This is a genomic window from Nostoc sp. KVJ3 (genome assembly GCF_026127265.1).
Taxonomy (GTDB): domain Bacteria; phylum Cyanobacteriota; class Cyanobacteriia; order Cyanobacteriales; family Nostocaceae; genus Nostoc.
Window position 1 is genome coordinate 2,607,866 of record NZ_WWFG01000001.1, and the last position, 13,278, is coordinate 2,621,143.

A 13,278-nucleotide genomic window follows, 5' to 3' on the forward strand; every position below is an offset into this window, starting at 1 on the left:
AGTTTGTGGGTGTGAAGGCTAATCATTGCAGGTCAATGCATTGGCGTTGCAGGTCAATGTATTGGCATTGCAGGTCGATGTATTGACATTGCAGGTCGATGTATTGGCATTGCAGGTCGATGCATTGGCATTGCAAGTCGATGCATTGGCATTGCAAGTCGATGCATTGACATTGCAGGTCGATGTATTAACATTGCAGGTCAAGGATATAAGGCAGCTTTAGAAAACTTGTCTGTAAATCGTAGCCTCGTAGAAGAGTGAGGCTGGACGGGAAAAATTCGTCTAGTGCAAAAATTCAGCAAGTTGTTCTAATTTTGTCCAAGCCGCACCGCTTTGCAGAATTTCCTTAGCGAGGACAATACCTTTAACACAACCAACTAAAATATCTGTTTCTCCATGAATGGCTTCACCAACTTGGAGCGCTAGCGCTGTATTTAAAGCAACAACATCCTGCTGTGCTTGAGTGCCTTTACCTTGGAGAACTGCCTTCAAAATTTCGGCATTTTCTTGGACATCTCCACCGCGCAAAGCCTCAGTGGGGGCAAAACTCAAACCAAGTTCTTGAGGGTTCAGCGTTAGAGAACGCACCTTTTTATCTTGGAGTACAGCTAAGTCAGTGACATCTGCTAAACCAGCTTCATCTAAACGTTCGCGTCCATGAAGTGCGATCGCTTGTTGACATCCCAATTGCGATAAAGCTTGCACAATTTCCTCTAGTAAAAGCGGATCGTTGATACCAATAATTTGCCCCGTTGGTCGCATGGGATTTACTAGCGGGCCGAGTAAATTAAAAACAGTCCGTACCTTCAAAGTTTTTCGCAAAGTTGCGATCGCTTTGAGTGCAGGATGCCAACCGGGAGCAAACAAAAAGGTGATTCCAATCTCACCCACTGCGGCTTGTACTTTCTCAGGAGTGGCGTTGAGATTTATCCCCAAAGCTTCCAGCACATCAGCCGAACCAGTCTTACTAGATGCCGAACGATTGCCATGTTTGGCAACTTTTACCCCGGCGGCGGCGGCAACAAAGGCGACAGCAGTGGAAATATTAAAAGTGGAAGCGCCATCTCCACCAGTTCCGCAGGTGTCAATTAGGGGAGACGCAATTAATCGGGTCTCTAGGGGAGGGGATTGGGATTGTAAGACGCTAGCCATGCCTACTAATTCTTCGGCAGATACGCCTTTGGCTTGAATTGCGGTTAAAATCGCTCCTGATAAAACATGGGGAATGGAATCTGTGAGCCAACCGTGCATCAAATCTGTAGCTTGAGAAACCGTCAACGATTGCCGATTTAGCAACTGTTGTAATAAAGCTGGCCAGTTGTAAAACTCAGAAGAGATGGCGATTTTGTCAGGTGGAGTTTGAGTTACAGCGCTCATTTTGTTAAGAGTCAAAATTTTAGTCAATAAATTCCTCTTTACTCTGTGTTCTCTGCGCGGCAGTCGCTCATGGGGAAACCCCCTTGGCGCTAGCCTCTCCCTTTGGGAGAAGACCGCGTTGCCTTGCCTCTGTGGTTTAAAAATCAATTACTTTTCAACCGCAGAGGCACAGAGAGCGCTGAGAAAAAACTTTACAAGTCCCTTGAATGCTAATAATTAAGAACTTTTGAGACAGTTTGCACGTCTTTGTCACCTCTACCAGAGCAATTGATGACAATGCGGGGGTTGCCTTCTAACTGAGGGCAAAGGGTTTCAAGATATGCGATCGCATGAGCAGTTTCTAAAGCTGGGATAATTCCCTCTAGTTGCGAGAGTCTTTGAAATGCTTCTAAGGCTTGTTTATCAGTCACACTGTAATATTCGGCGCGACCAAGATCCTTTAAATAACTATGTTCTGGGCCAACACCAGGATAATCTAACCCGGCACTAATTGAATGAGCTTCGATGACTTGACCATCATCATCTTGCAGTAAATAGCTCATTGCACCGTGCAATACACCTATTCTTCCTTTTGTCAAGGTAGCAGCGTGTTTTTCTGTATCTACACCTTCACCTGCCGCTTCGACTCCAATTAGACGCACGGAAGATTCATAGACAAATTCATTGAATAATCCAATCGCATTGGAACCTCCACCCACGCAAGCCAGTAAAATATCTGGTAATCCTCCCCATTTCTCTTGGGATTGAGCGCGAGTTTCTACACCAATTACCGCGTGAAAATCACGGACAATCATCGGGTAAGGATGAGGCCCGGCAACAGAACCCAGGATGTAATGGGTTGTTTCGACGTTCGTCACCCAATCTCGAATCGCTTCAGAAGTTGCATCCTTGAGAGTTCCTGTACCCGCCTCTACCGGACGCACTTCTGCCCCCATTAATTTCATACGGAACACATTCAGCGATTGGCGTTCCATATCGTGGATGCCCATGTAAATCACGCATTTCAAACCAAACCTAGCACATACGGTTGCAGTTGCTACGCCGTGTTGTCCTGCACCTGTCTCGGCAATAATCCGTTGCTTACCCATGCGTTTAGCTAGCAACACCTGAGCTAAAGCATTATTAATTTTGTGAGCGCCTGTATGATTTAAATCTTCGCGCTTTAAATAAATTTGCGCCCCTGTGCCATCTGGTCTAGCGTAGTTTGTTGTCAGGCGTTCGGCAAAATATAATGGGCTGGGTCGTCCTACATAATCACGCAATAAGTTTTGCAGTTCTGCTTGGAAACTCGGCTCGTTACGATATTGATGAAATGCTGCTTCTAATTCACTTAATGCGGGCATTAAGGTTTCGGGGACGTATTTACCACCGAATCTGCCAAATCTGCCTAAAGAATCTGGTTGGATAGTTGCAGTCTTGATGTCTTGTATGCTTACCACTGGTTAAAATCCTTTTACTAATATTTCCTTCTTGGTGTCCTTGGCGACTTGGCGGTTCGATAAAGAGTAACGAACCGCCAAGTCGCCAAGGACGCAGAGAGAAGAAAGAGGTTTTTTACTTAGCGGAACCAACTTTTTGCAGGGATGCAGAAGTAATTGCTGCTTTGAGTTCCTGACAAAGTTGTTCTACGGCTTGTAGTCCTTCGGTTGGGCTACCTTCAGCTAACCGTTTGACAAAGGCGCTACCAACAATTACGGCATCTGCTCCCCATTCCATTACTTGATGCGCTTGTTCTGGCCCGGAAATACCAAAACCAACGCCAATGGGTTTATCGGTGACGCTTCGCAAATCTGTAATTAAATCTTTTACACGGTGTTGAATTTGAGCGCGAATACCTGTAACGCCTGTAACACTTACCAGGTAGATAAAACCTTGCGATTGACGAGCGATCGCTAAAATCCTATCTTTAGAACTAGTAGGAGCTACGAGTAAAATTACCTCAATTCCAAAAGATGCAGCAGTCTGGATTAATTCTTCTGCCTCTTCTAAGGGTAAATCTGGCACTACCAAGCCTCGCGCCCCAGCAGCAGCAATTTGTGCCAAAAATGTCTTAATACCCCGGTGCAAAATGGGATTGTAATAAGTAAATAGAATGATTGGCGCTTTTAGGGTAGGAGTTACAGCTTGCAACATCTCTAGTACTTGCTCTAATTTCGTGCCTTTTTGTAAAGCGCGGGTTGCAGCTGCTTGAATTACAGGGCCATCTGCGAGAGGATCGGAGTAAGGAATACCCAACTCGATGAAGTTAGCACCATTGCGATCTAAGATGTGTAAGGCTTGGGCAGTGGTTTCTAAGTTAGGATCGCCTGCTGTGATAAAAGGGATTAAAGCACACTGTTGGCGAGTCTCCTGCGGAGAAGCTTTGCTAACGCGTAAAGTTTGAAAGTCAGAGGATATAGAAGTCATTCTGAAAAATAGTTAATGATTAGTTAATAATTCTAGAAAAATCAACATTTAGCAATTAGCGATACCCACGCTATATTTGTTGTTATCAAGTCTTCTAGCTCCGTTAACGAGTCTTTTAGCTCCGTTAACGAGTCTTTTATCTCCGTCGTCGAGTCTTTTAGCTCCGTCGTCGAGTCTTTTAGCTCCGTCGTCGAGTCTTTTATCTCCGTTGTCGAGTCTTTTAGCTCCGTCGTCGAGTCTTTTATCTCCGTCGTCGAGTATTAGAGTAGTTATCATTTGGATGCAATACACTTTCACCTTTCTCCTTATTAGGCTATGGTGTACACACAAGTCTGAAATAGCTAATTAACCAAGGTTTTACCCCACCCTAACCCTCCCCTTATAAAGGGGAGGGAACTAGATTTCCTGTTTCCCCCCTTTATAGGGGGGGTAATTCGACACGGTAGCCTTTTGAAATCTTACTTCCCTTCCCTTGCAGAGAATTAGGTCTGTATTCTAAGAAAGCCTTAAAAGACTCTGCACAGCTTGTTCTACATCGCTTTGTTTAACTAAAGATTCTCCAACCAAAACCGCACGCACACCAGCTTCAGCGACAAGAGATAAATCAGCAGGTGTATACAGTCCAGACTCGCTGACGACAGTGATATCTAAGCTTTGTAAATATTGCTGGCGCTGTGCTAAAAGTTGCTGTGTTATTCCTAAATCAACCGTAAAATCTTCTAGATTACGATTGTTGATTCCCACTAAACGTAAATCGTCAAGCTTAAGCACTCTATCCAATTCAGCCAAAGTATGGACTTCCACCAGTGCATTCATACCCAAATCGTGAATTACTTGCAGAAAGTCTTGCAGTTCTTGGTCTGATAAGATAGCGGCAATCAACAAAACTGCATCTGCACCTGCTGTCCGTGCTAGATAGATTTGATAGGGGTCGATGATGAACTCTTTGCACAGAAGGGGTAATGCAACGTGCTGACGTACACGCCGCAGATTGTCAAAACTGCCCTGAAAAAACTTATAATCGGTCAGGACTGATAGACAAGCTGCACCACCTCGTTCATAAGCTTGAGCGATCGCTACTGGGTCAAAATCTGCCCGAATAATCCCACGGCTAGGTGATGCCTTTTTTACCTCAGCAATTAAGCTAGGTTGGTTAGGATTTTGTTGTAAAGCAGCTAAAAAATTTCGGATACTTGGAGCCGCAATTAATTGCTGTTGCAAAGAATCTAAAGAAAATTCCTGCTGCATCTGTGCAACTTCTTGCCTTTTATGCAACACAATCTCTTCAAGAATATGGCGGGAAGTAGCAACTTGGTTAATCATAATCTGTTAGCAGGGAGCAGGGAGCAGGGAGAATAACTAATGACAAATGACAAATGACCAATGACAAATGACTAATTACTAATTACTAATGACTCTTCCACCTGAGTATATGCACGCACCACATTTTTAATGATTTCCAGACCGACTTCTCCCACTAAAGTCATGATTGATTCTGGATGAAACTGAACGGCGGCGATAGGAAGTGTCTGATGTTCAATAGCCATAATTACGTTGTCATCAGAAATCGCTGTCACTTTCAGTTCTGGCGGCAAATGTTGCGGGAGAGCAAACAATGAGTGATATCTACCCACGGTAAAGGATTCTGGTAAATTATTAAAGGTCACGGAATCGGAATCAGTAACGAAAATCCGTGAAGATTTCCCATGTTGAGGATAGTTGAGAACTCCCAATTGTCCATCAAAAGCTTCAACGATGCTTTGTAGCCCTAGACAAACTCCAAAAATGGGAATTTTGCGGTGAAGAAGCGCCCCGACAGTCTGGGGAACCCGAAAATCACTTGGTCTACCAGGGCCGGGAGATAAAACAACTAAGTCAGGGCGTTCTGTATCGAATAACGATTCTGAGAAACCATGACGTAATGTGGTAACACTTGCACCAGTTTGGCGAATGTAATTAGCTAGGGTATGAACAAATGAATCTTCATAATCTATTAGTAAGATGCGTTTGCCAGTTGCCGCACAAGGTAAGATTTTAGCTGATTTTTTAGAACTGGATTCGTCAATTTTTTGACTACTTTGCTTAACACGGCGAATTGTTTCAAATAAAGCAGCCGCCTTGGTGATTGTTTCTTGTTCTTCTGCTTGGGGTATGGAGTCATAAAGGACAGTAGCCCCAACTCGCACCTCAGCAATGCAGTCTTTTAATCGAATTGTCCGCAGAATTAAGCCAGTATTTAAATTGCCATTGAAATTTAAATAACCGACTGCGCCACCATACCAACGTCGGGCGCTACGTTCGTGCTGTTCAATAAAATCTATTGCGGCTTTTTTGGGTGCGCCGGTGACTGTAACCGCCCAAGTGTGGGAAAGAAAGGCATCTAAAGCATCAAATTGCGATCGCAGTGTCCCTTCAACATGATCCACTGTATGAATTAAATGGCTGTATAATTCAATTTGGCGACGACCAATCACTTGAACTGAACCAGGTTCACAGATTCGGGATTTGTCATTGCGATCGACATCAGTACACATGGTCAACTCAGCTTCATCTTTGTGCGAGTTGAGTAAATGACGAATTTGCACCGCATCATCTAGAGCATCTAATCCCCGGCTAATAGTGCCACTAATAGGACAAGTTTCTACCCGCTTCCCTTCAACTCGCACAAACATTTCTGGAGATGCGCCAATTAGATATTCTCCACCTAAATTAAAAATAAACCCATAAGGACTAGGATTTATATCCTTTAAAGTTTCAAATAGTTTGCTGGGTTCATCTTCATAGCCTTCAAAAAAGTTTTGGCTAGGAACAACTTCAAATAAATCGCCTCGGCGGAAATAATCGAGTGCAGACTCAACTTTTTTCGCATACTCACCTACTTTATGGTCAGCAGTTTGATTTGGGAAAAGATGTTTTCCGCGATAATCAATAGACTCACCTGTTCGAGGCAAATTTTTAGTATTGCCGTGCGCTGTTTCAAAATCATATTGGAGACGAAAAGCGCGCTGCTGATAGTAGTCAACAACTATCAATTCATCAGGGAGATAAAGCACCAAATCGCGTTGATCTGTAGGACGTTCCAGACGTTGGGTAATTGGTTCAAACTGAAAAACTAAGTCATAACCAAAAGCCCCATATAATCCTAAATGCTCATCTTCTTGGCTAGAGAAAGTGTGTAGAATTTCGCGGACTACTGTAAATGCTGAAGGTTGTTTACTCCGTTCTTCTTCAGTGAATAATTTTTTGGTAGCTTTAACAAAGCCGACTAGATGGTTATTTTTTAGGGTAACTTTCTCAAGTTGGGTTGAGTTTGATAAACACTCTAATAGTAATGGTAGCAGTACCCGACCGCGTTCATTTAACGCTATCAAAGTAAAAGCATTTTCTTGTGTACTCAATTCCAATGGTGGATTGACAAATCCGATTGCCCATCTTTTATATCTACCTGGATATTCGTAGCTGCTTCTTAGCAAACCTCCACGCTGGGAATTTAAGTGAAACAGAATCTCTTCGAGAGCGGTGTCCATCTTCACTTCGGTGATCGAGCGAGAAACAATTACGCCGCCAAGGGTTTTGTAAGAACGGGAATCAAAAATCATGGGTAATTTCTCTGTAAGAGTTATTAGTCATTAGTCGAAAGCTATTAATGGTTATTAATATTTGTCTGTAAATAACAAATTCTGATAATTCGGTATCAATCTAAATCCACTTATTCCGATCTGTGTATTATTTGTGGAGAATGTAATTAAAAACTTTTCATTTCTTATTTAAGAGTACTAGATATCAAGCAGATAATGCATTGAATAATTTTTCGATTGGGTGTCAATTTATTCGCTGTTTAGAATCCCATCTAGGGCGTGTTTTCAAACTGCTCGTTTAGCCTCCTAACTTTTTAGCTCCCCCTAAGTCCCCCGATAAATTGGGGGACTTTAAGAGACTCTTTGCCCCCCTTTTTAAGGGGGGTTGGGGGGATCTAAGACTTTGAAAACACGCCCTAGTCTTACAATTCTAAAACTCCCTCAACAGCGATATTGCTTGCCTATACAACAACAAATCCACCTCATGAACCTCAATTCCTTTCCCAATACTTTTTAGCAATGTTAAAGTCAATTCTCCACCCAAGTGTTCGCGGAATTCAGTTAAACCCCGGAACAAGCAATCAGGATGTTCTACTTGTGATAAATTTTCAGCTAGTTCTGGCACATACAACATGAAACCCAACGCCGATAAAGTAGTTAATATTCGTTGCCATTCGGAACAATCAAGCAATCCTATTAAATAAGAATAAGTGCTATCCAAAGCGATACCGATCGCAACTGCTTCGCCATGACGCAAGCGATAATTAGTCAAATGCTCCAGTTTATGAGCCGCCCAATGTCCAAAATCGAGGGGGCGAGAGGAACCCATTTCAAAAGGATCGCCGCTATTGGCAATATGTTCTAGGTGCAACTGGGCGCAACGATAGATAACCTGTTGCATAGCATCCATGTCTCGCCGCCCAAGGATTTTGCTATGAGAGTGGATAAAATCAAAAAAGTTAGCATCCTTAATCAGCGCCACTTTCACGGCTTCTGCAATCCCAGAACGCCAATCGCGATCGTCTAGGCTTGTCAAAAACGCAGAGTCATTTATAACTGCATAAGGTGGCGCAAATGTGCCGAGAAAGTTCTTTTTACCAAAGGCATTGATGCCGTTTTTGACTCCAACCCCAGAATCATTTTGCGCTAATACCGTTGTCGGAACGCGAATCAGACGAATTCCCCGGTGAGCAGTTGCAGCAGCATATCCTACCAAATCCAATACCGCCCCGCCCCCGATCGCTAACACATAAGAATGGCGACATAATCCGGCTGTTTCAATGAGTTGCTGGATTTGCTCTACTAAAGTGCGATCGTTTTTGGCAGCTTCTCCTCCTGAAATTATCATGGGTTCAGCTGCGATCGCTAGTACCTCTCCATAAAAATTGGTATACGCAACTAATTGCTTCACCAATTCCGGTTGATACTTTAGTATTCCTGCGTCTACTACTGCAACTATTTTCTTTGGCTTTGTCTCCTCATCTGCCGAAATCACTTGCGCTAGAGTGGGGTTTTTCAACTCAAATAAATTTTGGGTGAAGTAAACCTCATAGTTAAAAGTAACCGAAACACGCTGATGAATTAATCTACTTTTTTGCTTGATGTCAACAATCATATTTTTGCAGGTATATCTAAGAGGTTGTTTGAAAAGTGGTAGGTTGTGATTTTAATCGAATTGTTACCCTCCTGAATCCCCCCTTATAAAGGGGGGGAAACAAGAAAAATTCAAAATTCGGTTCCCTCACGCCACTTGCTACAACGGGGGAGGGTTAGGGTGGGGTAAAAAAATATTTGATACATCAATCATGACTTTTCAAACATCCTCTAAAAGTGCAGGATGATTCAAAGATTCAACGAAAACCTCTACTAAACGAGAAGCATTTACCTTGACTTGATTATTCATGATGAAAAACGGCACGCTGTTAATGCCATTTAATCTCCCTCTCCCTCTCTTTCTTACTTCGCGTCCTTCGCGCCCTTTGCGGTTCGTTACTCATAAAAAATTATTATTCAAATACTAATATTCTGTGGTTTAAAATCTCTTTGGATAACCGTTGTATTTAAAGGCTGGATAAAACTATTAATTTTCCCTTCAAAAAAACTTTGAGTATTCTCAAACTCTTTAATTAATGCCTCTCTATCCTTCCTAGCCACCAGTCTAGCCAAACGGCTGTAAGTATTAGCTAAAAAGCTAATTGCATTACATCTCTCTTCTGTAGCTAGCATAATATCAACACATAAGTTAGGATTTTGGGAAAATAAACGTTTCACAATATCAATTTCTTGACGATAATTAGGAGTTGACATTGTTAAGCTTTGCTCTATATCCACTTTTGCTTGTGCTAAGAAAACACCAAGACTAAATCTATAAAAATGCTGTGTTGCTTGAATAATCACCATCATTTGATCGTGTTCTTCAGGCGTAGAAAAGATTAACTCACCACCTTGACTTTTGAGAAAATCTAATAACCATTGAAATGAATCATCGCTTCTACCTGGACACACTACAACTTTTTGTCCAAAAAACGATTTGACATTTGGCCCAAACATTGGATGTAAACCCATGACGGGGCCACAATGGTATTCCAGCATTGCCTGAATTGGCTGAGTCTTAATACTTGTAATGTCACACAAGGCTGTAGTTGGAGCAAGATATTTTGCTGCTCGCTTGATAACATCAACTGTATATTCAATAGGAACGCTTACTAATATTAATTCTGCCTGACTCAGCAGTTCATCTGCATATTCCCAATTATCATGTTCGAGAATACTAACATTATGACCTACTAGCGAAAGCTGCTCTTTAAATAATCTTCCCATCCTACCGCGTCCACCGATGATGGTAATTTGTCGGGGAATGACATGATTTGTGGCAGATTTAGGGGTAAGACCGGCATGACAACCCTTTACTACACCTACCCAAACAGACTGAGGAATACCAGCTTCAGCGAGTAGGGGAGCGACATCAGCCAGTTGTTCATCTAAAGAAGGCTGTTCTGATGCTAATAATGATATGCGATCGCTAAGTAAGGCGATCAAGCTGTGGTCAGTTTTTTTAAGCCGATCTGAATAAGAGGATTTCAAAGGCATTTTTCTTCCAATTTTCAAATATCAACAAGTGATTCCTTAGAACTCATTTCTGGTAAGATATCCAAAGTTGTTGCTCTTTTGGTGATCGCATCAGCAAATAACTCTTCATACCGATCTAATGCTTGCTCAAAGGAATAGTTTTCTACAGCAAACTTTCTTCCTTTGCGCCCTAATTTTGCTGCTAATTCTGGCTGATTATATAAATCCAGCACCGCCGCAGCCATTGCATCTGCTGACTCTGGCTCAACGATAACGCCGCCACCACTTTGTCTGATAGCTTTCGCAGCAGTCCCAGTGGCGGGAACTGAACCCACAATCGGGCGACCACTGGCTAACAACAATGGTATTTTAGAAGGCATATTGAAAGAAATCACATTGTGTTTTTGCACAATCAACCCCACATCTGCGGCTGCTAACATTTGCGGTAGTTTTTCTCGCGGTTGCAATGGTAAAAGCAAAACGTTATCTGCACCACAAGCAAGACAATATTTTTGCAACCTTTCGAGGGCTTGGGATTCGCCGGCAATGACAAAGACAATTTCTTTTAGATGACGCAACCGGGTTGCTGCTTCTATTACTGTTTCCAACCCTTGTGTGAGAGCAATATTACCAGAATAAAGCACTACAAATTTATCATCGAGTTGATGGGTAGCTCTCCAAGAGTTATTTTCCCGTGGTAAAGAGCGGATAAAATTTAGATTCACCCAATTGGGAATGCAGACAATTTTATTAGCAGGTACACCTTTATTTATGAGATTATCTACAAATCCATCGGCAATTACGCTAATAGTATGTGCAGTTCGGTAAGCAAATTTTTCTAAAGCTTCCAAAGCTTTAATCATCAACTTATTTTTAATTAGCCCAATACGCACCGCAGCTTCTGGGAGAATATCTTGCACATTTAATACTACTGGACAGTTGTATAGCCAACCGATTAAGGTTGCAGGTAAACAAACTAATAACGGCGGTACTGTTAAGAGAATTGCATCAGGTCGCTCACCTTTGAGAGCTTGCGGTAAACTTGTAAAAACAAAGCTCAACTCTAGCAGTAGCCGGTCTAAGAGGTTGGGTTTAGACTTAATCCGCAGGTAACTACGCTGAATTTTGACACCATTTTTATGTTCAGTAACATATAACTTACCCCGATAGCGATCGTAAATCTGACGTTCAGGATAGTTAGGCATACCTGTAATTACCCGCACTTGATGACCCCGCTTCACTAGCCCTTCTGCTAGTTCAGTTATCAAAGGTGCAATGCCAATTGGTTCTGGATGATAGTTGTATGAATAAATCAGGATATGCATGAACTGTTAATTTCCTGGAAGCACCTTGATAATGTGTACCTTGTCAAGCTAGTTTTGAAGGTTTGTAGTAAGGACTTTAGTGTTTGGAAGATAAGGACTAAAGTCCTTACTACGAACTTGCTTAAACACCAATGCTAGTCAAGTAAGCATCAGAACTTAGCACTGTTTTTGGAGTTCTTTTTCTAAACTGAAAACTGGTTTTTGTTGGCCACGTTTCCGCAATGTGACAGTACTAGCACCAAGTCCAAGTAATGCTAAACCCAATATTGAACTAGATTCAGGCACTTGCGTTCTACCTTCTACATTCAACACTTCAACGCGACCTTGAAAGAAATCCCCTACATAGAGTTTGCCATCTTTGTAGCTTGTGCCACCCGTCCAGTTAAATCTGCCTGGTGTGAGGTCGAGGGTAGTACCAAAAGGAGGGTCAGTTAATCCAGGAGGCGGTACAATTTGGCCAGATGCATTTAGGGCAGGTTGGCCATATTTAGCTAGGAATTTACCGTTTTTATCGAATACTTGGATGCGGCTGTTAATAGAATCAGCTACATAAATATTGTCAAACTCGTCTACTTCTAAACCGATTGGCTGATTAAACTCTCCATCTCCAGTGCCTTGTTTACCAAATGTGAACAGAGGTTTACCTTGAGGATCGAGTACTTGAATGCGGTTGTTAAATTGATCGCTAACATAAAAATTTCCACTAACTGGAGAAATCCTTACACCTGCTGGGCCTTGAAATTGCCCAGGTTGAGTTCCAGATGTGCCAATAGTGCTAATTAGTTTGCCGTCTTTGGTGTATTTATTGATTTTGTCACCGCTAAAATCACCTATGTAGACATTGCCAGCTTTGTCAAATGTTACCCCAGATGGCCCAAAGAAAGCTCTACCGGGTATTAGACCACCAAACTGACCAAATGAGTTAATAAATTTACCCTGGGGATCGAAGACATTAATGCGGTTGTTGTATACATCTCCGACATACAAATTCCCAGTCTGCGGATCGATTTCTAGGGCTGATGGTTCGTCAAATTGTCCAGGCCCTTTACCACCTTCACCGATCGCTCCAATATAATTACCTTGAGGGCTAAATACTTCAACTTTATTACCCACGTTTGGGTTAAAAGTACCATCTGGGTTAAGACCGCGACCGTTACTTACGAGAATGTTCCCGGAGTTATCTACCGTTATGCCTTGGGGAACAAAGAGTTGACCAGGGCCAAAGCCGGGGCTACCAATACTACTGTCGTAGCTTAATGTTAGAGACTTGGCTTGCACAGATGTTGCTAATACGGTGAATCCTGCACCGAGAATAGCAAGTGACAAATTTTTGACTAATCCCATAAGTTTTAAGTCCTGGTTGTATGAGTTATACTCGTTCCTAGACTAATTTCGTTCCCGGTTCCAGTTCGGGAACCCTAAAATTTGGGCTGCTACCTCTGGTTTGAAATGCAACTTTCTCTGTGAGGCAGCAGCCTATTCTGTAGGCTTTACCTGACAAGGGGCAGGGGGAGAAATAACTC

General features: G+C 42.4%; 11 protein-coding genes. 1 reads left to right on the forward strand and 10 read right to left on the reverse strand.

Annotation, left to right across the window (positions count from 1 at the left end):
- Positions 1 to 25: 25 nt before the first annotated feature.
- Positions 26 to 223, forward strand: coding sequence for a hypothetical protein (locus tag GTQ43_RS10180; protein WP_265272494.1), 198 nt, complete (start codon positions 26 to 28; stop codon positions 221 to 223).
- 59 nt (positions 224 to 282) lie between these two features.
- On the opposite strand, the gene trpD is transcribed toward GTQ43_RS10180, so the two are convergent.
- The 10 genes from trpD to scyF form a co-directional block, all read right to left on the reverse strand.
- Entirely contained in the window at positions 283 to 1,377 is a 1,095-nt protein-coding gene (trpD, locus tag GTQ43_RS10185) for an anthranilate phosphoribosyltransferase (protein ID WP_265272495.1), read from the reverse strand.
- Positions 1,378 to 1,586: 209 nt separating this feature from the next.
- Complete coding sequence (gene trpB, locus GTQ43_RS10190) at positions 1,587 to 2,816, reverse strand: tryptophan synthase subunit beta (RefSeq protein WP_265272496.1); 1,230 nt, start codon at positions 2,814 to 2,816, stop codon at positions 1,587 to 1,589.
- A gap of 115 nt (positions 2,817 to 2,931) precedes the next feature.
- On the reverse strand, positions 2,932 to 3,783 hold the full coding sequence (gene trpA / locus GTQ43_RS10195; protein ID WP_265272497.1) for a tryptophan synthase subunit alpha: 852 nt from the start codon (positions 3,781 to 3,783) through the stop codon (positions 2,932 to 2,934).
- Positions 3,784 to 3,831: 48 nt separating this feature from the next.
- Positions 3,832 to 4,074, reverse strand: a complete 243-nt coding sequence (locus tag GTQ43_RS10200) for a hypothetical protein (protein ID WP_265272498.1) — start codon at positions 4,072 to 4,074, stop codon at positions 3,832 to 3,834.
- A gap of 204 nt (positions 4,075 to 4,278) precedes the next feature.
- Entirely contained in the window at positions 4,279 to 5,106 is an 828-nt protein-coding gene (gene trpC, locus GTQ43_RS10205; protein WP_265272499.1) for an indole-3-glycerol phosphate synthase TrpC, read from the reverse strand.
- A gap of 71 nt (positions 5,107 to 5,177) precedes the next feature.
- Entirely contained in the window at positions 5,178 to 7,382 is a 2,205-nt protein-coding gene (locus GTQ43_RS10210; RefSeq protein ID WP_265272500.1) for an anthranilate synthase, read from the reverse strand.
- 409 nt (positions 7,383 to 7,791) lie between these two features.
- Entirely contained in the window at positions 7,792 to 8,976 is a 1,185-nt protein-coding gene (locus GTQ43_RS10215) for a 3-dehydroquinate synthase (RefSeq protein WP_265272501.1), read from the reverse strand.
- A gap of 395 nt (positions 8,977 to 9,371) precedes the next feature.
- On the reverse strand, positions 9,372 to 10,451 hold the full coding sequence (tyrA, locus tag GTQ43_RS10220) for a bifunctional chorismate mutase/prephenate dehydrogenase (RefSeq protein ID WP_265272502.1): 1,080 nt from the start codon (positions 10,449 to 10,451) through the stop codon (positions 9,372 to 9,374).
- A 14-nt stretch (positions 10,452 to 10,465) separates the two neighbouring features.
- Positions 10,466 to 11,755 (reverse strand): glycosyltransferase family 4 protein, encoded by a 1,290-nt coding sequence (locus GTQ43_RS10225; protein ID WP_265272503.1) that lies wholly within the window; start codon positions 11,753 to 11,755, stop codon positions 10,466 to 10,468.
- A gap of 156 nt (positions 11,756 to 11,911) precedes the next feature.
- Positions 11,912 to 13,099 carry a scytonemin biosynthesis PEP-CTERM protein ScyF gene (scyF, locus tag GTQ43_RS10230; RefSeq protein ID WP_265272504.1) on the reverse strand — a complete coding sequence of 396 codons (1,188 nt, stop codon included), beginning with the start codon at positions 13,097 to 13,099 and terminating at the stop codon, positions 11,912 to 11,914.
- Positions 13,100 to 13,278 lie beyond the last annotated feature (179 nt).

What these genes read in the sequence shown, in the direction of transcription:
- trpA (WP_265272497.1), bottom strand. Translation starts at nt 3,783, where the DNA reads ATGACTTCTATATCCTCTGACTTTCAAACTTTACGCGTTAGCAAAGCT.
- trpC (WP_265272499.1), bottom strand. Translation starts at nt 5,106, where the DNA reads ATGATTAACCAAGTTGCTACTTCCCGCCATATTCTTGAAGAGATTGTG.
- trpD (WP_265272495.1), bottom strand. Translation starts at nt 1,377, where the DNA reads ATGAGCGCTGTAACTCAAACTCCACCTGACAAAATCGCCATCTCTTCT.
- tyrA (WP_265272502.1), bottom strand. Translation starts at nt 10,451, where the DNA reads ATGCCTTTGAAATCCTCTTATTCAGATCGGCTTAAAAAAACTGACCAC.
- scyF (WP_265272504.1), bottom strand. Translation starts at nt 13,099, where the DNA reads ATGGGATTAGTCAAAAATTTGTCACTTGCTATTCTCGGTGCAGGATTC.
- GTQ43_RS10210 (WP_265272500.1), bottom strand. Translation starts at nt 7,382, where the DNA reads ATGATTTTTGATTCCCGTTCTTACAAAACCCTTGGCGGCGTAATTGTT.
- GTQ43_RS10225 (WP_265272503.1), bottom strand. Translation starts at nt 11,755, where the DNA reads ATGCATATCCTGATTTATTCATACAACTATCATCCAGAACCAATTGGC.
- GTQ43_RS10215 (WP_265272501.1), bottom strand. Translation starts at nt 8,976, where the DNA reads ATGATTGTTGACATCAAGCAAAAAAGTAGATTAATTCATCAGCGTGTT.